The sequence below is a fragment of the Enterobacter sichuanensis genome, from assembly GCF_002939185.1.
GTDB lineage: Bacteria > Pseudomonadota > Gammaproteobacteria > Enterobacterales > Enterobacteriaceae > Enterobacter > Enterobacter sichuanensis.
In genome coordinates this window covers 64585-87924 of sequence record NZ_POVL01000007.1, presented here as the reverse complement: position 1 = coordinate 87924, position 23340 = coordinate 64585, and the positions used below count along the sequence as shown (strand labels likewise).

The window sequence follows — 23340 nt, the reverse complement described above, 5'->3', positions numbered from 1 at the left end:
AAAAAAAACCTGCGCATCCGCGCAGGTTGGTGCAAGAGATGAGTACGAAACCGTACTAAGAATTCTCACCAATCAATACCTCTGGGATCTCGACTTTAGCAATCTCTTTCACGTCCTCGCCATCTGACAATCGCAACAGCCTGAGGCAAAGTGTAACTAAAGGTTCAGAATGACATTCTTCAGACATGACTGCGCGTGTAACGATTACACCGCCAGGGTTGTTCTGCGTCACGTTTGTGGAGAGCGGGGATCCGCTTCCCTTGAATGCGCGGCGCTTTTCCGCAACACTATTTGGTGTGTAAACGCTTACCCCCAATAAGAAGGTATTGAATGGCGACAATAAAGGATGTGGCCCGTCTGGCAGGTGTCTCGGTAGCCACCGTCTCGCGTGTGATTAACGACTCCCCCAAAGCCAGTGACGCATCGCGCCAGGCGGTACAAAACGCCATGGAATCTCTGAACTATCATCCGAATGCCAATGCCCGCGCGCTCGCCCAGCAGGCCACAGAAACCATTGGTCTGGTAGTGGGAGATGTTTCTGACCCCTTTTTCGGTGCCATGGTAAAAGCGGTTGAACAGGTTTCTTATCAGACAGGCAATTTTTTACTGATCGGCAATGGCTATCATAATGAGCAAAAAGAACGCCAGGCCATCGAGCAGCTGATCCGCCACCGCTGCGCGGCGCTGGTGGTTCACGCCAAAATGATCCCGGATGCCGAACTGATTCATCTGATGAAGCAGATCCCCGGGATGGTGATCATCAACCGTATTATTCCCGGTTTTGAAAAACGCTGCGTGGCGCTCGACGACCGCTACGGTGCCTGGCTTGCTACCCGTCACCTGATCCAACAGGGCCACACCCGGATTGGCTATCTCTGCTCAAATCACCCGATTTCTGATGCTGAAGACCGTCTGCAGGGCTACTACGATGCCCTGCGCGAAAACGGTCTGCCGTGTAATGACCGGCTTGTAGCCTACGGTGAACCGGATGAGAGCGGCGGCGAACAGGCGATGACCGAACTGCTGGGTCGCGGCCGAAACTTTACGGCAGTGGCCAGCTATAACGACTCCATGGCCGCAGGGGCGATGGGGGTGTTGAATGACAACGGGATTGAGGTGCCGGCAGAAATCTCACTGATTGGCTTTGATGATGTGCTGGTCTCCCGTTACGTCCGCCCGCGCCTGACTACCGTACGTTACCCGATCATCACGATGGCAACGCAGGCCGCGGAGCTGGCGTTAGCGCTGGCCGAGCAACGCCAGCCGCCGGATATTACCCATCTCTTCAGCCCAACCTTAGTGCGCCGTCACTCCGTCGCGTCGCCTGCGGAAGCGCAGAGCGAATAACGGTAAAGGTGTACCGTCTTATCCGGGTACTCCAGCGCATCGCCAATGTACTGCCAGCCGTAACGTTCATAGAAGTCACGGCAGGCAGACCACAGATGGAGCGTCTCATACCCCGCCTGCGCGGCGCAGGAAATAACATGTTGCTGAAGCTGCCCCGCCAGCCCTTTGCCGCGCGCCGCGTCTTCAACGTACAGCGCCGCCAGCCACGGAAAGAGATCCTGTCGGGTGATGAGATCGCAGCGCCAGAGCCCCACCGTGCCCACAAGCCGTTCGTCTTCCAGGGCAATAAAGGTCAGCGGTAATGCCCCCGGCGTCTGGCTATGCTCAACGATGCTGTGGAAAAATTCCCGTGGAAGCCCCTCGCCAAAGGCCTGCCAGATCCAGTCGGTCACCTGCTGCGCATACTGCGGCGCGGCGTAAAGAGGCAAAATCGTCATACCAGTTTCCCCTGGAAAATTGGTACGGACTCAAACAGATAGCCGTCAAAATCTGGCGCATCTTCATCCGAGAGTTCAAGTAAGCTCTTTTTGACATTTTCAAGGTGCTGGAACATCGCCTGCCAGGCCCCCATTACGTCACGACGACGGAGCGCCGCAAGGATAGTTTGCCTGTCGCCCAGCCATTTCAGACGGTATGCGCGGCTGGCGATGTGGACATTAAACTGCTGCCATAGCGGGCTACTGTCCATGTGGTGCCAGATACTTTCCACCGTCGCCAGCAGCATCTGGTTTTGCGTTGCGCCCGCCAGCACCAGGTGGAACATTTTGTTGTTATCCTGGCTGTTGTCGTCGGCGGCTATCGCGCGCTGCTCCTGCTCGATAATCCGGCGCAGGTTGTCGATATCGGCACGCGTCGCCATTTTAGCGGCAAACGCGGCAATATTGCTTTCAAGAAGCTGGCGCGCCTGCAGGATCTCAAACGGCCCCACGTCGCTATTAAGAAAACGCTCTTCTTCGTTTTCGTGTTCTTCCGGAATACGCATGACGTACACGCCAGAACCCTGACGGATATCTACCGTACCCTGTAATTCCAGCATCAGCAGCGCCTCGCGCACGATGGTGCGGCTCACGCCATATGTCTCAGCGATATTTCGTTCCGGCGGCAGACGGGAACCAACGGGATAGTGCCCCTGGATAATCTGCGCCCGCAAATCCTCGCCAATTTCCTGGTACTGTTTTTTTTCCGGCAGGATGACAGCCTTATCCACGTTACCACCTGTTTTTTCAGTTAATGCGCAGGCCAGGCGTCCTCCCGGCCAGTTTGCACACTATTTTACCAGAACCCGCCTGGTTTTCGCCTATTTCCATTCATCGTCAACGCCGAGCGTGAGGACGCGCGTATCGCGCAGCTGGCGAAACCAGGTTGCCGATTTTTTCGCTCGCCGGGCGCGGTTATCGTCCAGATCAATCTCAATCAGACCATAGCGATTTTTGAAGGCGTTCATAGGTGAGACATTGTCGGTAAAGGCCCACAGCATGTAGCCGTGACAGTTCGCCCCCGCCTCTCGCGCCAGTAGCGCGTAGTAAAGATGCTCGCTGATAAACGCAATGCGGTAGCTGTCGTCGATGATGCCGTCATCGTTGCGAAACCGCGCTTCGTTTTCCACGCCCATCCCGCTCTCCGCCACGAACCAGTCGATGTTCCGGTATTCCTGTTTAATCCGCATCGCCATGTCGTAGATAATGCGCGGGTAAATCTCCCAGCCGCGGGAGGGGTTCATCCGCCGCCCCGGCAGCTCAAACGGCTCGTAGTAGTAGGCCGGGTGGAACGGGGTTTCCGGGTGCCAGGCGCGGGAGGGGGCTTTTACGCGGTGCGGGTAATACAGGTTAATTCCCAGCTCATCAACGGTGTTTTCCGCGATCAGTGCCAGTTCGTCTGCCGTGTAGTCCCACTTCACCCGGTGCTGTTCCAGCAGGGTAAAAAGCACCGGTGGATAATGCCCGTGCACCAGCGGATCGAGAAAGACACGGTTGTAGAACAGATCGTACATTTCTGCCGCCCGCACGTCATGCGGCGCGCGGGAGCGCGGATATGTGACTTCCGGGTTAAGAATACAGCCCACCGAACCGCGGTAGCCTTTGGCGCGAAACAGCTTCACTACCTTCGCCGTCGCCAGCACCTTATGGTGATTCCACTGCATCCAGGTACTGGTGTTCTGCTCGTAGGGCCAGCGCAGCGCGTCGAGGTAGACGCGGGTCTGGACCACAATCGGCTCGTTGAAGGTAAACCAGCGGGTCACTTTGCCGTGGAAGCGTTCAAACACCTTTTCCGCATAGCGGACAAACAGCTCAACTACGTGCTTCGACGCCCAACCGCCGTATTTTTCAAGCAGTACGCCGGGAAGCTCGTAATGTTCCAGGCAGATCATCGGCTCAATGCCCTGACGGTGCATTTCATCAAACAGGTCGGCGTAATACGCCGCGTACTCCTCATCCACCGTCGCATTTTCATAATCGGTCAAAAAACGGGACCAGTTGATCGAGGTCCGGTAATGCGTCAGCCCCGCCTGCTTCATCAGGGCCACATCTTCACGGAAGCGATTGATAAAATCGGTCGCCACCGCCGGGCCATAGCCGTTGTGCCAGACGTGACGATCGTTTTTATACCAGAGGTCGATCCACGAATCCTGGCCCGGTTTTTTGCCGCTCCAGCCTTCGGTTTGCCAGGCTGATGCCGCCGCGCCGAGAATAAAATCCTGCGCAAGAGTGATCTTTTTTGTGCTCATCGCATCCTCACACGTTATCGGTGGCTTGCTGCAGCGCGGCCTGCTCTGCGCGGCGTGAGGCAATCTTCACAAACGGCAGATAAATAATGACGGCAGTGACGATGCAAATAAGCTGGGTGATCACCGCCCCCATCGACCCTGCGGTGGAAAGCCAGGCGTTAATCAGCGGCGGCGTGGTCCATGGCACCATCACCACGGCTTTACCGGCAAAACCGGTTACCGTCGCAAAGTAGCCAATCGATCCGGTCACCAGTGGGGTGATGATGAAGGGAATGGCGAGGATCGGGTTAAGCATGATTGGCATGCCGAAGATCACCGGCTCGTTAATGTTAAAGATGCCGGGGCCGATAGAGAGTTTGGCGATCTCCTTCATCTCTTTGCGTTTGGTGGCGATCATCACCGCGATCAGCAAACCGATGGTGAGCCCCGATCCGCCGATGCTCATATACACGTCCCAGAACGGCATGGTGATGATGTTCGGGACCTCTTTACCCTGCTCGAAGGCGCTCATGTTGACGGTGATCGCCCCCAGCAGCAGCGGCTCGCGGATAGGCTTAATCATCTGGTTGCCATGAATGCCAATGACCCAGAACAGCTGAGCGACAAACATCAGCAGCAGAATGCCCGGCAGACTTTGTACCACGCGCTCCAGCGGCTGTTGCACCACCTGATAGACCGCATCATAAAGATACATGCCGGTAAGTTGATGGAATACGAAGCCGAAGGTGGCAATGGCAGTGGTGGTGATGATAGCCGGGATCAGCGCGGAGAACGACGCGGCCACGTTAGGCGGCACGGTATCCGGCATTCTGATCTTTAGCCCTTTGCGGTTTTCCAGCCAGCAGTAGATTTCTACCGAAAGAATGGCGATAAACATGCCGAGGAACAGGCTGCGGGTATCGGAGAACTGACGCAGCAGGACATCCTTCACCACGTGCATTTCGCCATCCACCAGCATTTCCACGGTGGTCGGCGTCACGCAGATAAAACAGATCACCGCCAGCAGGCCGGGGAACAATGATTTTATGCCGTTAATACGCCCCAGTTCGATGCCGATTAAAAACACCGCGCCAATATTGAGGAAATTCAGGGTCGCGTAATTAAGCGCGCTGGTGATCGGTTTCAGCACTGCGAGGAATGACAGGGACTGGAAGCTCGCCAGCCCATTTTTCGGATCCAGTACCATGTTGGAGATCAGCACCGAAAATGCGCCAACGATGATGACCGGCATTAAAGTAATGAAGGCAGATTTGATCGCCATAATGTAGCGATAGCTGTTGAACGTAGTGGCGAAACTGCCCAGAGCGTCAATCAGTTTTTCCTGTAATGCCATAGGGTAATACCTCAGTAAAAGGGCTTTTATGGAATAAGAAGATCAGCCGGATACTATTGGCATACCAAAAATAGCTTTAAGGGGCTCTACGTTCTGTGATTTAGCTCTCAACGAGGCAATAGGTATTCCAGATGAATATTTTTGACCATTTTGGCATACCACTTTCAGGCATTTATTCCGCGCTGATCGATCCTTACCGAAAAGCGTGATCGTGGCGGAGTTTTTGCCCTTTCCGCATCGCTTATACGCCGTGAGGTCTGTGTTAAACTGCAGACCAATACGTGGAATCAGGAATGTAGAATGGCAACAATGCTGGATGTCTCACTGCGTGCGGGCGTGTCGAAGGCCACGGTATCGCGCGTGCTGAACGGCACAGGTCAGGTTAAAGAGAGTACGCGCCAGCAGGTGTTTGCGGCGATGGAAGAGCTGGGCTATCGCCCGAACTTTCTCGCGCGTTCCCTGGCAAACCAGACCAGCAACAGCATTGGTCTGGTGGTCTCGACCTTCGATGGCTTTTACTTTGGCCGCCTTCTGCAACAGGCGTCGCGGCAGACCGAAACCCACGGGAAACAGCTGATCGTCACCGATGGCCACGACGCGCCGGAACAGGAAGAACAGGCGGTGCAGATGCTGGCCGATCGCCAGTGTGATGCCATCGTGCTTTACACGCGCTATATGAGTGAAAAAGCGATCATCAAGCTGATGAATACCGTACAAACGCCGCTGGTGGTCATTAACCGTGAAGTAAGCCAGGCGCCGGATCGCTGCGTTTTCTTCGAACAGCAGGATGCCGCGTTTAAGGCCGTGGATTACCTGATCAATCAGGGCCACCGGGAAATCGCCTGTATCACCGTCCCAATCCACACCCCCACCGGGAAAGCGAGGCTGATGGGCTACCGCAAGGCGCTGGAAAAGCACGGTATTCGTCTGGACGAGCGTCGGATTAAATACGGCGATGCGGGCATGACGCGGGGATATGAGCTGTGCAAAGAGCTGATTGCCGAAGGTGTGTCGTTCAGCGCCCTGTTTGCCTGTAACGATGATATGGCGCTGGGTGCGTCCAAAGCGCTGCATCAGGCGGGACTGAAGATCCCGCAGGATATTTCCCTGTTCGGCTTTGACGATGCCCCCAGCGCGAAATGGCTGGAGCCTGCGCTGTCATCGGTCTATCTGCCCATCGACAGTATGATAATCACCGCCATCGATCAGGCGATCCGGCTGGCAAAAAACCAGCCGGTCGATGCGATCCCGCCGTTTACCGGCACGCTGGTCTTACGCGATTCGGTCACCACCGGGCCCTACTTTACTCAGACGAGTTCCAGCGCCAGCAGTTCCTGAATAGTCTGGCGGCGGCGGATCAGCCGCGCCTTGCCGTTATCAAACAGCACTTCCGGCAGCAGCGGGCGGCTATTGTAATTAGAGGACATCGACGCCCCGTAGGCACCGGTATCATGCAGCACCAGATAATCACCCGGTTTAACCTCTGGCAGCGCGCGGGTTTCCACTTTGCCTCCCTCCTGCTGAGTAAACACGTCACCCGATTCACACAGCGGCCCCGCAACGACGGTCTCAACGCGCGGCGCCTGCGTTAAATCGCGGCCATCGGCAGCCAGTGCGGTAATGTGATGATAGCTGCCGTACATGGACGGACGCATCAGATCGTTAAAGCCCGCGTCAATCAACACAAAGTGACGAGAGCCCATCTCTTTCACGCTGCGCACCTGCGACACCAGCACGCCGGCTTCCGCCACCAGGAAACGACCCGGCTCAATTTCCAGTTTCACCGCGTGGCCCAGATGCGCGGCGATTTGGTCACGCGCGGCGCTCCACAGGCCGTAATAGTGATCGGTATCGATCGCCTCTTCGCCTTCACGGTAAGGAATGGAGAGACCACCACCGGCGGAGATCGCCTCCAGATCCTGCCCGAAGTCCACCACCTGGCGCACCATTGCGCCGCACACCTGCTCCAGATGACCATAATCCACACCAGAGCCAATGTGCATATGAATGCCCACCAGCTTCAGGTTGTAACGCTGCAGCACCTCCAGCGCAGCAGGCATATCGGCATACCAGATCCCGTGTTTGCTGTTTTCACCGCCGGTGTTGGTTTTTTGGCTGTGACCATGGCCAAAGCCCGGGTTCACGCGCAGCCAGACGCGATGGCCAGGAGAAACCTGACCCAGCTGCTCCAGCATATCCACAGACCCGGCATTCACCGGGATCTGCAGTTCGTGCACGCGCGCCAGGGTGGCATCGTCGATGACATCGGCAGTAAAGACGATCGCATCGCTGTCAGCTTTTGGATCAAAACCCGCCGCCAGCGCGCGCTCGATTTCCCCCAGTGACACGGAGTCAACTTTTACCCCCTGCTCGCGCATCAGACGCAGGATATGAATATTGGAACAGGCCTTCTGGGCAAAACGCACCACGTCAAACTGATGCAGGGCGGCGATCTTTTCGCGAACGATCTGTGCGTCATAAACCCACACCGGGCAGCCAAACTCGGCAGGCAGGCGTAGCAGGTTGTCAGCATTCAAATCGGTATCAGTCTGGTTGAGCGGGCGTGGCATGGTCTTCTCCGGGTCATCAAATTTTTTATGATTACGCCACAGCGCAAAGAGAATAAAAAATATCGTTTTATCCCTAGTCTATGCAAAAATGATATGGATTACTCTCAGCCTTCAGGTGCCCTATGCCCGCCGTCAACTTACGCCAGATTGAGATTTTTCACGCCGTGATGACCACCGGTAACCTCACCGAAGCCGCGCAGATGCTGCATACCTCACAGCCGACAGTCAGCCGCGAGCTGGCGCGCTTCGAGAAAGTGCTGGGGCTAAAGCTGTTTGAACGCACCCGGGGAAGGCTGCACCCAACGGTGCAGGGGTTACGTTTGTTCGAAGAAGTGCAGCGTTCCTGGTACGGGCTGGACAGAATAGTGAGTGCGGCAGAAAGCCTGCGCGAGTTTCGTCAGGGCGAGCTGTCGATTGTTTGCCTGCCGGTCTTTTCGCAATCCTTTTTGCCGATGCTGCTACAGCCTTTTCTGGCCCGCTATCCTGAAGTCAGCCTCACTATCGTGCCGCAGGAATCCCCGCTGCTGGAAGAGTGGCTATCGGCGCAGCGTCATGATTTAGGACTCACCGAGACCCTCTCCACCCCCGCGGGAACGGAACGCATGGAATTACTCTCTTTAGATGAAGTGTGCGTTCTCCCGGCCGGACATCCGCTTGCCGGAAAGAGCGTGCTCACACCCGAGGATTTTCATGGGGAAAACTACATTAGTCTGTCGCAGACCGACAGTTACCGACAGCTCCTGGATACGCTGTTTGCCGAACATCAGGTAAAACGGCGAATGGTCGTGGAGACGCACAGCGCAGCCTCAATCTGTGCAATGGTGCGGGCAGGCGTCGGCGTCGCGGTCGTTAACCCGCTGACGGCGCTGGACTATGCCGGAAGCGGGATCGTCATCCGCCGTTTCAGCGTTTCCGTTCCGTTCACCGTGAGCCTGATCCGTCCGCTTCACCGCCCGTCTTCCGCACTGGTAGATGCGTTCACCGAACACTTAGTGGCGCAAGCGCGCCAGCTAGCGCTTCGCTTACCAGATCGACAAGCGCCATTATGAGAGCATAAAGGCTACGGCATCCGCTGCGTGAATGGCGGCGGTATCAAATACCGGAACAGGGCTTCGCTCAACCGGAACCAGCAGGCCGATCTCCGTGCAGCCGAAGATCACCCCTTCAGCCCCCTGCTGCGCCAGCTTTTCAATCACGCTGACATAATATGCCCGGGATGACTCGCTGAAGGTACCGAGGCAGAGTTCGTCAAAGATGATCTGGTTGATGCGCGCCCGGTCATGCTCATCAGGGATCAGGCTTTCGATGCCGAACTCACTGTGCAAACGCCCACGATAAAAATCCTGTTCCATGGTGTAGCGCGTACCCAGCAGCGCCACGCGGCGTATACCGGATGCCGCAATCGCACGCCCGGTGGCATCAGCGATATGCAGGAACGGCAGCGGGCAGCGATCCTCAATGTGCGACGCCACTTTGTGCATAGTGTTGGTACAGAGCAAAATCCCTTCGGCGCCGGCACGCTCCAGCCCCAGCGCCGCCTGGGCCAGGATCTCCCCGGCTTTATCCCATTCTCCGCTCGACTGGCACGCTTCTATTTCATGAAAATCCACGCTGTGCAGCAGCAGATTCGCGGAATGCAGACCACCCAGACGCTGCTTTATTCCTTCGTTAATCAGGCGGTAATAAGAGATTGTCGATTCCCAGCTCATTCCACCTATCAGGCCGATCGTTTTCATCATCCCTCCTTATTATCCAGGATCTTTTTAACACAACCGGCAGCCATAAAAAAAGGCGCTGAAGTCAGCGCCTTTTTAATCTGCAGAGGTTATTCCGTCACCGGCTCTGGCAGAGGATTGCGGGTGAGCATCGCCTCACGCAGTAAAACGCTACCGCAGGCAAACAGCCCACCCAGGATCGCCGACAGAAGGACAATCAGGGCCTTACCCGGGCCATCTTTTTTCACCGGCATGGACGGTGAAAGCTGGTACCTGAAGGGCTCAAGTTTGACGTCGGCAAAGGAGAGTTTTTTCAGCTGTGCCAGGTAGTATTCCCGGTTCTGGAAATCCGCATTCAGCTCGGTCACGTCCTTTAGATTTTTTTCAATCTGCAGTTTTTGCGCAATGCCGTCAGCGCCGAGCGCAACGGAGTAATCCGGGTCATCTTTTACGGCCTGCCCGTTACTGTAGACCGGCTTCTTAATACCCGCGGCATTCGCCACGGCCAGCGAATAATTCAGTCGCTGCAGGTTGGTATTATGAATATTGGTCAGACGAACACGGTCCAGTTCCAGCTGCTGCTCAACGGCTTTCGTTTTGAGGGTTATCTGGCTACGGATATTCTGAATCGTCTCTTTTTCGACAATCGCGGTAATGTAATTGATATAGCCTTCCAGCACGGTTTGCGCATCGCCTGCTGTCGGTGCCGTGAAGCTCAATGTCCAGGAGACATACGGCATTTTATCCGCATCTTTAACCTGAGTGTCATTCACCGCTTTCATTCGTTCTGAGATATTGACTATTGCACGATGCAGCTCAAGCGCATCCACCTCAGTACCTTCCAGCTGCGACGTCACGTAAGGAGAAGTTTTCATGTACTCTTCGAGCAATGACTGCGACTGAAACTTTTTAATAAACAGATCAAAGACTTCCGGGCGGGAAATTTTCGCATCCACGTCAAGGACCTGTAACGTAACCAGCATCTGGCGCAACGGGTTCCACTGCGACTGTTCTGCCTGCGTGATCACGGCTTTACTGGTCCATTTCTGCGGCAGTAAAAATGAAACGGCCAGGCCAACCAGCGTGAAAGCAAGCGTCACGGCGATAATGCGTTTTTTCGCCGCCAGCAGCACTTCAACCAGGCCCAAAAGATCTATCTCTTTAGCGTGTACAACCGGGGTGGCATAACGGGGAAAATCAAGATCTGTGCTTTTTTTGATATCCATCTCAGACATAGGCATTTTTCTTTTTAGGATTCGGCTTAATTTGCGCAAATAACAGCGGTGGTCGGATGATACATTATCCTAAGAATTATCTTAAGCTCAAATCCCTTAATTTATCCCCCCCTGCCAGAGTTGGTAGTGAGTTTCATTACGTTATTATTGTCATAACGCAGAATCATTCCAACTCCGGCATCGTCTGAAGCGTTTATACAGGCAATACGATCACACCCCGATATTGCGCAATTTCTCTCCTGCCATCAGCTTGCGCTCGATATGTTCCAGCGTTACGCCTTTCGTTTCCGGGATCAGCCAGAACGTGACGCCGATAAACACCACGTTCAGCACGGTATAGAGCCAGAACGTTCCCGCGGCGCCAATGGCGTCCAGCAGCGTCAGGAACGTCGCGCCGATGATCATGTTGGACACCCAGTTGGTGGTCGTCGAGCAGGTGATGCCAAAGTCACGGCATTTGAGCGGCTGGATTTCGGAGCACAGGATCCAGACCACGGGCGCGGCGCTCATCGCGTATCCTGCAATACACATCATCGTCATGCCGACAGAAAGCCAGGAAAGGCCACTTGAGGCGGTGCCGTTATCGAACTGCATCAGGCAGTAGCCGAGGATCAGCGTACCGAGCGCCATCACGCTGAAGCCAATTTTCAACGCCGGTTTACGTCCGGCTTTATCCACGGTGAATACGGCAATAAAGGTGGCGAACATAAAGGTCAGCCCGACCACCAGGGTGGCGATCATCTGCTGTTCCGTGGTGGTGAACCCGGCCATTTTGAAAATGCGTGGCGCGTAGTACATGATGATGTTCATGCCGGTGAATTGCTGCATCGCCTGCAGCAGCATGCCGAGGAAGACCGCGCGGCGCACGTTGCGGTTGATCTTAAACAGCGCCCAGCCTCCCTGCTTCAGCTTCAGGCTTTCGCGGATTTCATTGAGCTCTTCGCGCGCTTTTTCTGAGGTGTCGCGCAGCATACGCAACACCTCTTCCGCCTCCACGTGGCGCCCTTTTTGCGCCAGCCAGCGCGGACTGTTTGGCAGGAAAATCACCAGCACGATCAGCACCAGCGCCGGTAAGGCCAGCACGCCGAGCATTGCGCGCCAGTTGCCGCTGTAGCTGAAGTAAGTGTCAGAGAGGAACGCCAGCACAATACCCAGGGTGACCATCAGCTGGTACATGCTGATCATCTTCCCGCGGACATTCTCACTCGCCATTTCGGAGAGATACAGTGGGGCCGTGTAGGAGGCAATCCCCACCGCCACCCCCAGCAGCACGCGGGAGAGCAGCAACACCTCCACGTGCGTGGCAAATGCGGAGCCAATGGAACCCGCGACAAACAGAACCGCCCCGACCATCAGGCTGTATTTGCGCCCCAGACGAAACGAGAGCCAGCCGTTGAACAACGCGCCGATAGCCGCGCCAAGCATCATGCTGCTCACCACCCACTCCTGCAGACGGCTGCTCAGGGTAAAGTGATCGGTAATAAACGGTAAGGCGCCGGCAATCACGCCGATATCCAGCCCGAATAATAAGCCCGCCACGGCGGCGGCCACAGAGACAAACTGGTTCATGCGGCGTGTATCCCGCAGCGCAGCGGGCATAAGGGTAGAGTCATTTATTGATGTCATAGTTTCCTGCCTGAACAGTAAATGCGTTAAGTGAAATTACGAGATAGCGAGAAAAAGTGTCAGGTGGGAAAAGGTGAAGATATGGATTATTTCGCTACGACATAGCGATCTGTGATGGACATTACAATTTCAATTAATGCTCAATAATCGCATTCATTTACTAATACCTTAATTTTGCAGCAATAAAAGTGTGATGATGGTCATTCATGACTTTTTAGTATGGATTTTTCGTGTTTAACGATATGGACTTTGACAATTTTTGAGCAAAAAAAACCTCCGCCCGAAGGCAGAGGTGTTTACCAGAAGCGGCTTATCGCGCCAGCCAGCCGCCATCCACCGCCACGGTGTAGCCGTTGATATAGTCCGACGCCGACGAGGCCAGAAACACGACCGGCCCCATCAGATCGCCCGGAAGCCCCCAGCGCCCCGCCGGAATGCGGTCGAGAATTTCCGCGCTACGCTGCTCGTCGGCGCGCAGCTGCTGCGTGTTGTTGGTTGCCATGTAACCCGGTGCAATCGCATTCACATTGATATTATGCTTCGCCCATTCGTTTGCCAGCAGGCGGGTCACACCCATCACGGCACTTTTGGACGCGGTGTATGACGGTACGCGAATGCCGCCCTGGAACGAGAGCATAGAGGCGATATTAACGATCTTGCCGCCTTTCCCCTGCGCAATAAAATGTTTTGCCGCCGCCTGGGACATGAAAAATACGCTCTTGATGTTCAAATCCATCACGTCGTCCCAGTCGCGCTCGCTGAAGTTAATCGCATCTTCGCGGCGAATCAGCCCGGCATTGTTCACCAGGATGTCGATATGACCGAATTCCGCCACCGCGCGCGCCAGCAGTTCAGGAATGGCGTCAATTTTACGCAGGTCAGCGGTCAGGCTCAGGAAACGGCGGCCCAGGGCCGTCACGCGCTCGATGGTATCCGTCGGCTCAACGAGATTAATCCCGACGATATCGCAGCCCGCTTCCGCCAGCCCTAACGCCATCCCCTGACCCAGACCGGTGTCACACCCGGAGACCACGGCCACTTTACCCTGCAGAGAGAATGCATCCAGAATCATGTTTGTTCCTTACTCGTTCAGAGCCTGTCACGCACAGGCAGGTTGATACTTCACTGCCCGCGACTAGCGCAGATCGCTGACCGCAACATGGTCCATATCATCAAAGACCTGGTTTTCACCCACCATTCCCCAGATAAAGGTATAGGCTTTCGTCCCGACGCCGGAGTGAATGGACCAGCTCGGTGAAATGACCGCCTGCTCGTTGTGCATCACGATATGGCGCGTTTCCTGGGGTTGTCCCATCATATGGAACACGCAGGCGTCCTCCTCCATATTGAAATAAAAGTAGACCTCCATCCGGCGCTCGTGGGTATGGCACGGCATGGTGTTCCACAGGTTGCCCGGCGCCAGCTCGGTCAACCCCATGCTGAGCTGGCAGGTCTCCAGCACATCAGGAACGAAGTATTTATTGATGGTGCGGCGGTTGCTGGTGAGGTTGTCGCCAAGCGTTACCGGGGCGACATCCGCCGGAGTCACTTTTTTGGTTGGACAGGTGTAATGTGCCGGCGCGCAGTTATAGTAAAACTTCGCCGGTTTGCTGCCGTCGATGCTGGCAAAGAGCACCTCTTTTGCCCCTTTCCCCACGTACAGCGCCTCGCGATGGCCAATCTCATAGCACTGGCCGTCGACGGTGATGGTGCCCGGCCCGCCGATGTTAATGACCCCCAGCTCGCGACGCTCCAGAAAATAGCTTACGCCCAGCTGTTTACCGACCTCACCGCCCACGGAGACGGTTTGCGTGACGGGCATAATCCCGCCCACAATAATGCGGTCGATATGGCTGTAAACCATGGTGTAGTTATCAGCCTCGAACACCTGCCCGACTAAAAACGCATTGCGTAGCCCCTTTGTATCCAGCATTTTGGCGTGCGCACTGTGGATGCTTTCTCTGACGTCCACGGTAACCTCCAGATGTGGTCATGCCCGAAGGCGGAAAATAAACGAAACAACGTTTCGTTTTTCATCATGAGCACATACTATCGGCATAAAGTGGGCTTTTCAATTACAATTAAAACAGCGTTTCATTTTTTGTTTTGTTTATAACGAAAATGACGCCCGGATCACGATACGTAGCCAGGCAACAAGCAGCAGGATAAAAAAAACCTCCCGCAGGAGGTTTTATTCGATGAAACAGGATTAGCGTTCGATGGCCAGCGCCACCCCTTGCCCACCGCCGATACAGAGGGTGGCAATCCCTTTACGGGCGTTGCGCTTTTTCATTTCGTGGACCAGCGAAACCAGGATCCGGCACCCGGAGGCGCCGATAGGATGCCCCAGCGCGATCGCCCCACCGTTAACGTTAACCCGCAGCGGATCCCACTCCAGCATTTTGCCAACCGAGATGGCCTGCGCGGCAAAAGCTTCGTTCACCTCAATCAGATCAACGTCAGAAAGCTGCCACCCTGCGCGATCGAGACAGCGACGGGTCGCATAGACCGGCGCGATCCCCATTAACGCAGGATCAACCCCCACGCTGGCGAAAGCTTTAATGCGGGCCAGCACGGGGAGATCGAGCTCAAGGGCTTTGCTTTCGCTCATCATCATGACGGCGGCTGCGCCGTCGTTAATGGAAGAGGCATTCCCCGCCGTGACGGAGCCCTGCGTTTCAAAAGCAGGATTCAGTCTCGCCAGGCCTTCGGCACTGGCGTCGGTGCGCGGCTGTTCATCGGTATCCACGACGATAACGTCGCCATTCTGGCGCCGGGTGCTGACTGGCACAATTTCGTCGCGAAAACGACCGGAGTCGATCGCCGCGCGCGCTTTTTGCTGCGAGCTGAGCGCATACGCATCCTGCAATTCACGGCTGATGCCGTACTCGCGCGCCAGGTTTTCCGCCGTCACGCCCATATGGTAATCATTAAAGGCATCCCACAGCCCGTCATGCACCAGGCTGTCGAGCAGCTGGCTATTGCCCAACTGTGCGCCGGTACGGCTGTCGGTCAGTACATGCGGCGCACGGCTCATGTTCTCTTGCCCGCCAGCAATAACCACATCCGCTTCACCACACTGAATGGCCTGCGTCGCGAGATGCAGCGCTTTTAATCCTGATCCACAGACGTCGTTGATGGTAATGGCGGAGACGGTATTGGGCAGTCCGCCTTTCAGCGCCGCCTGCCGTGCAGGGTTTTGTCCGGCGCCGGCCGTGAGCACCTGACCGAGGATTACCTCGTCCACTTCATGTGCTGCGATCCCGCTGCGTTCCACCAGCGCTTTCACCACCACGCTCCCCAGGTCAACCGCCGAATGACGCGCCAGCGCTCCCTGAAAACAGCCGATAGCTGTACGCAACGCACCCACTATTACGACATCTTTCATCACGACCTCTGTGTTAAATGACATGACGATAGTAGAGGATTGTTACTGGCAATTATCTTAATTGTTTAAAAATAGTGAGTTTAATCACAAGGATCAGCGCGCATCCTGCAGATACTGCCGCAGCCAGCGTCCGGCCACGCCGGGAGGGGATCGTTTATTCCACAGCAGATCGATGCCGATCGCCCGCGGCCAGCCTGGTACGTTGAGCTGTACCAGGGATTTCGCGGCGGCAAACTCATCCACCAGTGCGCAGGGCAACACGCACCAGCCAAATCCCTGTACCGCCATACTCAAGAGTAACAGGTAATTTGGTGCTGACCAGACGGGCCCGCGGGCGATCTCAGCCTCGCGTTCAAGATAGGTGCTCAGCCGCAGCTCCCGCCAGCCGTGCAGCTCGTCATGCTGAACGTCATCCTGCCCCGCCAGCGGGTGCGTGGTGGCAACATAGATCGCCATCCGGGTCTGCATCGGCAGGCGGGTAGCGCCGATATCGGTGGGGTAGCTGTCCCGGGCTTCCGTCAGACCCACCTGAGCCCGCTCCTTTTGCAGCAGATCGATTACGTCCTCCTCCTCGCCAATCAGGCATTCGAATTCCGTATGGGGAAAGCGGGCGTCAAACTGCTTCATCATCTCTTCCAGCACGTCCGGGTTGAGAGTATCCGAAAGGACAAACGTCAGGCGCGCTTCGGTTTGCGCCGTTAGCGACACCGCCAGCTCGTCCAGCCGCGTGCTGGCGGCGAGAATGGCCTGCACATAGCCCAGCACCTGTTCACCCTGGGCCGTTAACACCGGCTGGCGCGCCGAGCGGTCAAACAGCTCGAATCCCAGATCGGCTTCAAGATTGGCAATGGACGTGCTGATCGTCGACTGGCTTTTACGCAGCCGGCGAGCGGCCGCCGAAAAAGAGCCCGCCGCAACGGTCTCGACAAAGGCGGTAAGGGCTTCAGGTGAATAGCGCATAACCTATCTACTTTTACGATGGATACTATCTTTAATATATCAGCTTTAGCGATAAAAATAGGCTGCATCAACGCCCATACCGGCGAATTAATGAGGTCTATAACTATGCAACATCAGGATGCACTCCAACGTAAACTGCCGGAGCGGATCTTTCATGCTGTCTGTTTCGAAGGGATCGCGACGGCGATCCTCGCCCCCACCGCAGCCTGGCTTATGCAGCGTTCCGTGGTGGAGATGGGTGGGTTGACCATTATTCTGGCCACCACGGCTATGCTCTGGAACATTATCTATAACGTCGGCTTCGACCGTTTCTGGCCGGTTCAGCGTGTAACACGTACGGCAAAAGTGCGTACGCTTCATGCGCTGGGCTTCGAATGCGGGTTTATTGTGATTGGCGTGTCGATAGTCGCCGCCGTGCTGGGGGTCACGCTGCTTCAGGCATTCACACTGGAAATAGGTTTCTTCCTGTTCTTCCTGCCGTATACCCTGTTCTATAACTGGGCGTACGATTGCCTTCGCGAAAAATTTCTTAAGCGCCGCCAGCAGCGACGCGCCCTGGCAGGCTAAACCTCCTCTGGCCGGACGTCCGTTCCGGCCTGACCACTTCGAAGCAACTGCGCTCTCCATGCATAACTATGGTAAATTGCACTCCATTCCGATGGTTTGATAGTTGATACGTTGCTCTAATGTCGAAAATTTGGTCAAAAGATGAGACTCTCTGGAGTTTCGCTCTCTACGGCACGGCCGTGGGCGCAGGAACGCTGTTCCTGCCCATTCAGCTGGGCTCCGCAGGCGCTATTGTCCTGTTTATTACCGCCCTCGTGGCCTACCCCTTAACCTACTGGCCGCACCGGGCGCTGGCGCAATTTATCCTGTCGTCAAAAACAAAGGGCAATGAAGGGATCACCGGCGCCGTCTCGCACTACTACGGCAGGAAGATTGGCAATCTGATCACCACGCTCTATTTCATCGCCTTCTTTGTGGTGGTGCAGATTTATGCGGTGGCCATCACCAACTCGCTGACGGAACAGCTGGCGAAACACCTGACGGTAGACACCACCGTTCGCGTGCTGGTCAGCCTGGGCGTGGTACTGGTGCTTAATCTGATCTTCCTGATGGGACGGCATATCACGATAAAAGTGATGGGCTTCCTCGTGTTTCCGCTGATTGCCTATTTCCTGTTTGTCTCGCTCTATCTGATTGGCAGCTGGCAGCCCTCGCTGCTGACCAGCCAGATGACCGTCGATCGCCATACGCTGCATCAGGTATGGATTTCGATTCCGGTGATGGTGTTTGCGTTCAGCCATACCCCGATTATCTCGACGTTTGCCGTTGACCGTCGCGAGAAGTTTGCCGATGGCGCGATGGATAAATGCAAGAAGATCATGAAGGTGGCATATCTGATTATCTGCCTGAGCGTGCTGTTCTTTGTCTTCAGCTGCCTGCTCTCTATCCCGCCGTCGTATATTGTGACCGCCAAAGCGCAAGGGGTGACTATCCTGTCAGCGCTGTCGATGATGCCGTCGTCACCGGCATGGCTCGGTATTTCCGGGATTATTGTGGCGATTATTGCGATGTCGAAATCGTTCCTCGGCACCTATTTTGGGGTGATTGAAGGGGCGACGGAGATCGTGAGGTCGTCGCTCAACCAGGTGGGTGTGAAAAAGAGCCGCGCCTTTAACCGCGCAGTTTCTATTATGGGGGTGTCGTTCATCACCTTTGCCGTCTGCTGCATTAACCCGAACGCCATTTCGATGATTTACGCCATCAGCGGCCCGCTAATCGCCATGATCCTGTTTATCATGCCGACGCTGTCGACGTATCTGATCCCCTCCCTGAAACAGTACCGTTCCATTGGCAACCTGCTGACGCTTATCGTCGGCGTGCTGTGCGTGTCGGTGATGTTTGTGGGCTAATCCCCTTTCCTGCCCGGCGCGATGCCGGGCAGGCCATTCAGTCCCGGCCTGCTGCTTACAGCGGAAAAGGCCTGTCCTGCACCACCGTTTTCATGACAAGCGTTGAGCGAAGATGCTGCACGCCGGGCATGGCGGAGAGCTTCTCGTCGTAGAGCTTCTGGAAAGCGGAAAGGTCGCGGGTCACGACGTGCATCAGATAATCAGGATCGCCAAATAAGCGCTGGGCCAGCACGATCTGCGGGATCTCCTCCACCGCCTCTTCAAACGCACTGACCGCCTTGCGGTCACCCTCTTTCAGCGTCGCGAACACTATCGCCAGGAAATTAAATCCCATTTTGGCGGGGTCGAGGCTGGCACGGTATCCCGTTATAGCCCCGCTTTGCTCCAGCGCCCGCACGCGACGATGGCACGGCGAGAGGCTCAGATTAACCCGCTCAGCCAGTTCGGTAAGCGACAGGCGGCCGTCAGACTGCAGCTCAGCAAGAATTTTTCGATCAATGCTATCCATATGGAAGATTTTCTCAATTTCACCGTGTTATGAGCATAACATTGAAAGCCTATTTCGCAGTGTTAGCGATATTCTTTTTCGCAACGTATAACGCACTGCGGGAGTATTTCAGGACAATGGAAATGAGTATTGTGGCCGGCTTTTGGGTGGTTTCTTTTCTGCTCATCATGACCCCGGGGGCCGACTGGGCCTACGCTATCAGCGCCGGGATCAACGGCCGCCGCGTGGTCCCGGCGGTGATGGGGCTTATGTCCGGGCATCTGCTAGCCACATTGGTTGTGGTGGCTGGCGTGGGGGTATTGATTGCTCAACATCCGCTGGCGTTAGCCGGGCTGACCGTGGCGGGAGCCCTGTATCTGCTGTGGCTTGGCATAACGTTATGGCGTCACCCTGCCGCACCGGAAAAGGCCACCCAACATGCGGGTAACTGGACGCAGTGGGCGGTGAAAGGACTCTGCATTAGCGGCCTAAACCCGAAGGTTTTTTTGCTATTCCTGGCCCTGCTTCCGCAATTTACAGACCCAACAGGAAGCTGGTCGATAGCGATGCAGATGTCTGCGCTTGGGATGATGCATCTTATCACCTGTACCCTGGTCTACCTGCTGGTGGGGTATGGTTCGAAAGCGGTACTGGCGACCCGGCCACAGGCGGCGCGTCTGGTGAGCAGGGCATCGGGAGGGTTGATGGTGCTGATAGCGCTGGTATTGCTGTTTGAGCAGGTGAGATAACTGTCTTTTTTGCCGGGTGGCGCTGCGCTTACCCGGCCTACATTTACAACGATATCAATTAATTGCACAATTCATTGTAGGCCCGTGCAAGCGTAGCGCCGCCGGGCGAAACTCACGAATCGCACGTTGTCAGCAGTCTGAAATAACACCAGCCATCGCCGGTGTTATTTACGCCCGAATATCGTCATATTCCCGCGTTTTATCAAACTCATGTTTCGCGAACGGACACAGCGGAATAATTTTGCGGTTCTCACCGCGCATCTTCTCCACCACTTTCGCCACCAGCTGTTTACCGACGCCCTGCCCTTTCAGGCTCTCATCCACATCGGTATGCTCGATAATGCTCAGGTGCTCGCCGGTCGGCACGAAGACAATCTCTGCGACCTGATTGCCGTTCGCATCGTTCACGTAAAACTTGTTATGGCCTTCAAGAATATCCATGGTTCCTCGCTTATTTCTGGCGATACTTCAGCGCACCGCTCGGGCAGGTATCAATCACGCGTATAACCGTTTCAACGTCCACTTCATCGGGAATGATCCACGGCTTACGTTTCAGATTAAACAGCTTTGCGCTCCCACGCACGCAGTTACCGGAGTGTTTGCAGATCCCGGTGTTGAAGTAGACGTCAATTTTCTCGCCGGTATAGGCCCGGTAGCCCGCATCCAGTAGTTCTTTATCCATGACATTGCCTCTGTAATTATTATCGTGCTGAATGAAGAATAGCCTGACGGGATCCTTGTGGCTATAACGCCGAAAACGAAAAGCCAGGTCACAACTCTTTTCTCGCCAGATTGCGTCCGCTATTTGCACATGTCAGGCTCGGCAAATGTCACTTTTACAACACTTTCGCAGGTTGAATGAAACGCAGACTCTCTTTTCAGGTAAAGCTGTTTTTAGCGCTGGTGTGCTTCTCCTGCCTGCTGTTAGTTCTGCTGGGAACCATCCTGTTTCATTTTATTGACCGACAGCTTCATCACGATCTCGGCCAGCGCGCCCGGGTTCAGGCCAGCCAGATTGCGCTGATGCCGGGTCTGGCAGACAAGGTGGCCACCAGAGATATTCCGGGCATCGCCCGGCTGATTCAGCCGCTGCGTGCCGAAAGCGATGCCAGCTATATTGTGATTGGCGATACCCGCGAGCAGCACCTCTACCATTCGGAATCTCCGGAGCGCATTAATTTACCGATGATCGGTGGGGATAACGCGGAGGTATTAAAGGGCAAAACCATCATTTCCGTGCGTCAGGGTGGGATTGGCGTGTCGCTGCGCAGCAAAGCGCCCATCTTCAACGCCCGGCATCAGGTGATTGGCATTGTCTCCGTTGGCTATCTGACGTCGTATATTGCCAACATTAACGCCCGCATTTTGTGGCAGTCCGGGTTATACGGCGTTGCGCTTCTGCTGTTGCTGTTTATGTTCTCCTGGCTGTTTACCCGCAATTTAAAAAAACAGATGTTCCGGCTGGAGCCGAAAGATATCGCTCAGCTGGTTTTGCAGCAGCGGGCGCTATTAGAAGCCATGTATGAAGGGGTATTTGCCGTCAATGAAGAGAAGCAGCTGATTTTAATTAACCGCGCCGCCCGCGAAATGCTGGATATTCGTCAAAGTGAGAAAGACCTTATCGGCAAACCGCTGGAAGACGTTCTGCAGACATCTCCGGGTTTTTTATCCCAGCGTTACGCCTCGGTGAGCGCTGGCCGCCACGACCAGATTGCCGTGCTGAACCAGCGGGAGGTGATCGTCAACCGCGTCGCCATTGAGGTCGAGCCCGGCGTTGAAAGTGGATGGGTGTATAGCTTTCGCGACAAAAACGACATCAACACCCTCAGCAGCCAGCTTAGTCAGATCAAACGCTATGCGGATAACCTGCGCATTATGCGTCACGAACAGCTGAACTGGACCGCCACGCTGGTGGGCTTGCTGCAGATGAAACACTATGATGAGGCGATCCGTTACATCCAGGTGCAGTCAGAAGGCGCGCAGCGCGTGCTGGACTTTGTCTCTGCCCGTTTTGTCTCCCCGGCGCTGTGCGGGCTGCTGCTGGGTAAATATGTCAGCGCGCGCGAAAAAGGCATCGAACTGCAGTTTGATCCCGCCTGCCAGCTCACCCGCATGCCTGCCGCGCTGAGTGAAACGGAGCTGATGTCCATTATTGGTAATCTACTGGATAACGCCGTGGATGCGACCCTCAACGCACAGGTCCACGCCCCGGTAGAACTCTACATCTCTGACCGTAACCAGGAGCTGCTGATCGAGGTGGCCGACAGAGGCTGCGGCGTGGACGATACGCTGAAGCCGCATATTTTCCGCCAGGGGTTCAGCAGCAAACCGGAACGTGAAAACGACATTGTGGGCACCGAGCATGGTATTGGCCTGTTCCTGGTGGCAGGCTATATCGATAAGGCGGGCGGCAGTATTGAGATTGCCGATAACACGCCGCAGGGCACGATTTTTTCTGTGTTTATTCCGAATGGACAACAGCATGACCCGACCACTTGATGTTGTGATAGTTGAAGATGAGCCGCACCTGGCGGAGCTGCATCGCGAGTATATTGAGCAGAATTTTCATTTGCGCGTGGTGGGCATCGCCGCGTCGATTGAGCAGGCGCACAGCCTGATCCGTCAATATCAGCCGCGGCTTATCCTGCTGGATAACTATCTTCCGGACGGTAAAGGGGTGGAGTTAATCGATAACCCGCTGCTAAAAAGCTATGAATGCTCGGTGATCTTCATCACCGCCGCCAGCGATATGCAAACCTGCAGCCACGCCATGCGCAGCGGCGCGTTTGACTACCTGATAAAGCCCGTATTTTTCCAGCGTCTGCACGCTTCGCTGGAGCGGTTTATGCGCTTCATCCACACCGTGCAGCAGGTGAAGGTGGTCGACCAGCATGCGCTGGATCGCCTGTTTAACCTGCCGGCTGCGGAGTCCTCACCTGCGCCGTCCACGAAGGGCATTGAACCTCAGACGCTGGAGCGGATAAAACGCCTGTTCGCCGACCATCCCGACAGTGCGATGTCGGTTGAAGAGGTGGTGGAAAACGTGGGGATCAGTAAAACCACGGGGCGCCGCTACCTTGAATACTGCGTGGAGAGCGGGTTGATCAACATCGAAATGCTGTATGGCAATATTGGTCATCCGCGCAGGTTATACCGCAAAGCTCCCGACAAACCGTAATCCGCAACCGTTCGTTGGCTAACGTTCGCGGATTTTATGGTGTTAATTGCTGAAACGACGGCGACAATCACACTTCGGAATCATTATCCGCTCCCCCCTATTGTGGGGAGA

At 55.4% G+C, this 23340-nt stretch carries 23 protein-coding genes; 8 read left to right on the top strand and 15 right to left on the bottom strand.

What is annotated here, in order from left to right:
• Nucleotides 1-330 precede the first annotated feature (330 nt).
• Complete coding sequence (galR, locus tag C5687_RS05440; RefSeq protein ID WP_025757800.1) at nt 331-1347, top strand: HTH-type transcriptional regulator GalR; 1017 nt, start codon at nt 331-333, stop codon at nt 1345-1347.
• Here galR and C5687_RS05435 read toward each other — a convergent pair.
• From C5687_RS05435 to C5687_RS05420, 4 genes are all read right to left on the bottom strand, one after another.
• Nucleotides 1308-1784: a GNAT family N-acetyltransferase gene (locus C5687_RS05435; RefSeq protein WP_095441238.1), complete on the bottom strand. Its 477-nt coding sequence runs from the start codon at nt 1782-1784 to the stop codon at nt 1308-1310. The genes galR and C5687_RS05435 overlap by 40 nt on opposite strands.
• Nucleotides 1781-2554, bottom strand: a complete 774-nt coding sequence (locus tag C5687_RS05430) for a GntR family transcriptional regulator (RefSeq protein WP_095441237.1) — start codon at nt 2552-2554, stop codon at nt 1781-1783. The genes C5687_RS05435 and C5687_RS05430 overlap by 4 nt, the downstream gene beginning before the upstream one ends.
• Nucleotides 2555-2644: 90 nt before the next feature.
• On the bottom strand, nt 2645-4072 hold the full coding sequence (locus C5687_RS05425; protein WP_104556545.1) for a glycoside hydrolase family 1 protein: 1428 nt from the start codon (nt 4070-4072) through the stop codon (nt 2645-2647).
• 7 nt (nt 4073-4079) lie between these two features.
• Complete coding sequence (locus C5687_RS05420) at nt 4080-5405, bottom strand: PTS sugar transporter subunit IIC (RefSeq protein WP_095441235.1); 1326 nt, start codon at nt 5403-5405, stop codon at nt 4080-4082.
• Between the two features lie 300 nt (nt 5406-5705).
• Between C5687_RS05420 and C5687_RS05415 the strand changes: the two genes are divergently transcribed.
• On the top strand, nt 5706-6743 hold the full coding sequence (locus tag C5687_RS05415) for a LacI family DNA-binding transcriptional regulator (protein ID WP_059384966.1): 1038 nt from the start codon (nt 5706-5708) through the stop codon (nt 6741-6743).
• On the opposite strand, the gene lysA is transcribed toward C5687_RS05415, so the two are convergent.
• The gene (lysA, locus tag C5687_RS05410; RefSeq protein WP_045285829.1) at nt 6713-7975 is read right to left on the bottom strand and encodes a diaminopimelate decarboxylase; all 1263 of its coding nucleotides are present in this window, start codon (nt 7973-7975) and stop codon (nt 6713-6715) included. The two genes, C5687_RS05415 and lysA, sit on opposite strands and share 31 nt — an antisense overlap.
• A 122-nt stretch (nt 7976-8097) precedes the next feature.
• On the opposite strand from lysA, the gene C5687_RS05405 reads away from it, so the two are divergent.
• Nucleotides 8098-9024, top strand: a complete 927-nt coding sequence (locus tag C5687_RS05405) for a LysR family transcriptional regulator (RefSeq protein ID WP_104556544.1) — start codon at nt 8098-8100, stop codon at nt 9022-9024.
• Here C5687_RS05405 and C5687_RS05400 read toward each other — a convergent pair.
• From C5687_RS05400 to C5687_RS05370, 7 genes are all read right to left on the bottom strand, one after another.
• The gene (locus C5687_RS05400; RefSeq protein WP_104556543.1) at nt 9019-9711 is read right to left on the bottom strand and encodes an aspartate/glutamate racemase; all 693 of its coding nucleotides are present in this window, start codon (nt 9709-9711) and stop codon (nt 9019-9021) included. The two genes, C5687_RS05405 and C5687_RS05400, sit on opposite strands and share 6 nt — an antisense overlap.
• 89 nt (nt 9712-9800) lie before the next feature.
• Complete coding sequence (gene wzz(fepE) / locus C5687_RS05395) at nt 9801-10925, bottom strand: LPS O-antigen length regulator Wzz(fepE) (RefSeq protein WP_025757793.1); 1125 nt, start codon at nt 10923-10925, stop codon at nt 9801-9803.
• 210 nt (nt 10926-11135) lie between these two features.
• Nucleotides 11136-12551, bottom strand: a complete 1416-nt coding sequence (araE, locus tag C5687_RS05390) for an arabinose-proton symporter AraE (protein WP_025757791.1) — start codon at nt 12549-12551, stop codon at nt 11136-11138.
• 310 nt (nt 12552-12861) lie between these two features.
• A complete protein-coding gene (gene kduD / locus C5687_RS05385; protein WP_104556542.1) occupies nt 12862-13623 on the bottom strand; it encodes a 2-dehydro-3-deoxy-D-gluconate 5-dehydrogenase KduD in 762 nt (253 codons plus the stop codon).
• A 63-nt stretch (nt 13624-13686) separates the two neighbouring features.
• The gene (gene kduI / locus C5687_RS05380) at nt 13687-14523 is read right to left on the bottom strand and encodes a 5-dehydro-4-deoxy-D-glucuronate isomerase (protein WP_104556541.1); all 837 of its coding nucleotides are present in this window, start codon (nt 14521-14523) and stop codon (nt 13687-13689) included.
• A gap of 237 nt (nt 14524-14760) precedes the next feature.
• Nucleotides 14761-15939 carry an acetyl-CoA C-acetyltransferase gene (locus C5687_RS05375; protein WP_025757788.1) on the bottom strand — a complete coding sequence of 393 codons (1179 nt, stop codon included), beginning with the start codon at nt 15937-15939 and terminating at the stop codon, nt 14761-14763.
• Between the two features lie 93 nt (nt 15940-16032).
• Nucleotides 16033-16899: a LysR family transcriptional regulator gene (locus C5687_RS05370; protein WP_047959407.1), complete on the bottom strand. Its 867-nt coding sequence runs from the start codon at nt 16897-16899 to the stop codon at nt 16033-16035.
• Nucleotides 16900-17004: 105 nt separating this feature from the next.
• On the opposite strand from C5687_RS05370, the gene C5687_RS05365 reads away from it, so the two are divergent.
• Together C5687_RS05365 and C5687_RS05360 are read left to right on the top strand one after the other, a co-directional pair.
• Nucleotides 17005-17466 (top strand): multidrug/biocide efflux PACE transporter, encoded by a 462-nt coding sequence (locus tag C5687_RS05365; RefSeq protein ID WP_059384962.1) that lies wholly within the window; start codon nt 17005-17007, stop codon nt 17464-17466.
• 119 nt (nt 17467-17585) lie between these two features.
• The gene (locus tag C5687_RS05360) at nt 17586-18815 is read left to right on the top strand and encodes an amino acid permease (protein ID WP_047959409.1); all 1230 of its coding nucleotides are present in this window, start codon (nt 17586-17588) and stop codon (nt 18813-18815) included.
• A gap of 55 nt (nt 18816-18870) precedes the next feature.
• Here the strand turns inward: C5687_RS05360 and C5687_RS05355 are convergent, their stop codons facing one another.
• Nucleotides 18871-19323 (bottom strand): Lrp/AsnC family transcriptional regulator, encoded by a 453-nt coding sequence (locus C5687_RS05355; protein ID WP_021242030.1) that lies wholly within the window; start codon nt 19321-19323, stop codon nt 18871-18873.
• A 116-nt stretch (nt 19324-19439) separates the two neighbouring features.
• Here C5687_RS05355 and C5687_RS05350 point away from each other — a divergent pair, with 116 nt between their 5' ends.
• Nucleotides 19440-20051, top strand: a complete 612-nt coding sequence (locus tag C5687_RS05350; RefSeq protein WP_025757782.1) for a LysE family translocator — start codon at nt 19440-19442, stop codon at nt 20049-20051.
• Nucleotides 20052-20219: 168 nt separating this feature from the next.
• On the opposite strand, the gene C5687_RS05345 is transcribed toward C5687_RS05350, so the two are convergent.
• Nucleotides 20220-20492: a GNAT family N-acetyltransferase gene (locus tag C5687_RS05345; protein ID WP_008499687.1), complete on the bottom strand. Its 273-nt coding sequence runs from the start codon at nt 20490-20492 to the stop codon at nt 20220-20222.
• A gap of 10 nt (nt 20493-20502) precedes the next feature.
• The gene (gene yjdI, locus C5687_RS05340; RefSeq protein ID WP_014071635.1) at nt 20503-20733 is read right to left on the bottom strand and encodes a 4Fe-4S mono-cluster protein YjdI; all 231 of its coding nucleotides are present in this window, start codon (nt 20731-20733) and stop codon (nt 20503-20505) included.
• Nucleotides 20734-20909: 176 nt separating this feature from the next.
• Here yjdI and C5687_RS05335 point away from each other — a divergent pair, with 176 nt between their 5' ends.
• Both C5687_RS05335 and C5687_RS05330 read left to right on the top strand, forming a co-directional pair.
• Complete coding sequence (locus C5687_RS05335; RefSeq protein WP_104556540.1) at nt 20910-22550, top strand: ATP-binding protein; 1641 nt, start codon at nt 20910-20912, stop codon at nt 22548-22550.
• The gene (locus C5687_RS05330) at nt 22534-23229 is read left to right on the top strand and encodes a response regulator (protein WP_104556539.1); all 696 of its coding nucleotides are present in this window, start codon (nt 22534-22536) and stop codon (nt 23227-23229) included. Before C5687_RS05335 ends, C5687_RS05330 begins: the two co-directional genes overlap by 17 nt.
• The last annotated feature ends 111 nt before the right edge of the window (nt 23230-23340 follow it).

Bases quoted from the DNA above. Each gene is read 5' to 3' on its own strand.
- galR (WP_025757800.1), top strand. From the start codon at position 331: ATGGCGACAATAAAGGATGTGGCCCGTCTGGCAGGTGTCTCGGTAGCC.
- C5687_RS05435 (WP_095441238.1), bottom strand. From the start codon at position 1,784: ATGACGATTTTGCCTCTTTACGCCGCGCCGCAGTATGCGCAGCAGGTG.
- C5687_RS05425 (WP_104556545.1), bottom strand. From the start codon at position 4,072: ATGAGCACAAAAAAGATCACTCTTGCGCAGGATTTTATTCTCGGCGCG.
- C5687_RS05420 (WP_095441235.1), bottom strand. From the start codon at position 5,405: ATGGCATTACAGGAAAAACTGATTGACGCTCTGGGCAGTTTCGCCACT.
- C5687_RS05415 (WP_059384966.1), top strand. From the start codon at position 5,706: ATGGCAACAATGCTGGATGTCTCACTGCGTGCGGGCGTGTCGAAGGCC.
- lysA (WP_045285829.1), bottom strand. From the start codon at position 7,975: ATGCCACGCCCGCTCAACCAGACTGATACCGATTTGAATGCTGACAAC.
- C5687_RS05405 (WP_104556544.1), top strand. From the start codon at position 8,098: ATGCCCGCCGTCAACTTACGCCAGATTGAGATTTTTCACGCCGTGATG.
- C5687_RS05400 (WP_104556543.1), bottom strand. From the start codon at position 9,711: ATGAAAACGATCGGCCTGATAGGTGGAATGAGCTGGGAATCGACAATC.
- araE (WP_025757791.1), bottom strand. From the start codon at position 12,551: ATGACATCAATAAATGACTCTACCCTTATGCCCGCTGCGCTGCGGGAT.
- kduD (WP_104556542.1), bottom strand. From the start codon at position 13,623: ATGATTCTGGATGCATTCTCTCTGCAGGGTAAAGTGGCCGTGGTCTCC.
- C5687_RS05375 (WP_025757788.1), bottom strand. From the start codon at position 15,939: ATGAAAGATGTCGTAATAGTGGGTGCGTTGCGTACAGCTATCGGCTGT.
- C5687_RS05370 (WP_047959407.1), bottom strand. From the start codon at position 16,899: ATGCGCTATTCACCTGAAGCCCTTACCGCCTTTGTCGAGACCGTTGCG.
- C5687_RS05365 (WP_059384962.1), top strand. From the start codon at position 17,005: ATGCAACATCAGGATGCACTCCAACGTAAACTGCCGGAGCGGATCTTT.
- C5687_RS05360 (WP_047959409.1), top strand. From the start codon at position 17,586: ATGTCGAAAATTTGGTCAAAAGATGAGACTCTCTGGAGTTTCGCTCTC.
- C5687_RS05355 (WP_021242030.1), bottom strand. From the start codon at position 19,323: ATGGATAGCATTGATCGAAAAATTCTTGCTGAGCTGCAGTCTGACGGC.
- C5687_RS05350 (WP_025757782.1), top strand. From the start codon at position 19,440: ATGGAAATGAGTATTGTGGCCGGCTTTTGGGTGGTTTCTTTTCTGCTC.
- C5687_RS05345 (WP_008499687.1), bottom strand. From the start codon at position 20,492: ATGGATATTCTTGAAGGCCATAACAAGTTTTACGTGAACGATGCGAAC.
- yjdI (WP_014071635.1), bottom strand. From the start codon at position 20,733: ATGGATAAAGAACTACTGGATGCGGGCTACCGGGCCTATACCGGCGAG.
- C5687_RS05335 (WP_104556540.1), top strand. From the start codon at position 20,910: ATGAAACGCAGACTCTCTTTTCAGGTAAAGCTGTTTTTAGCGCTGGTG.
- C5687_RS05330 (WP_104556539.1), top strand. From the start codon at position 22,534: ATGACCCGACCACTTGATGTTGTGATAGTTGAAGATGAGCCGCACCTG.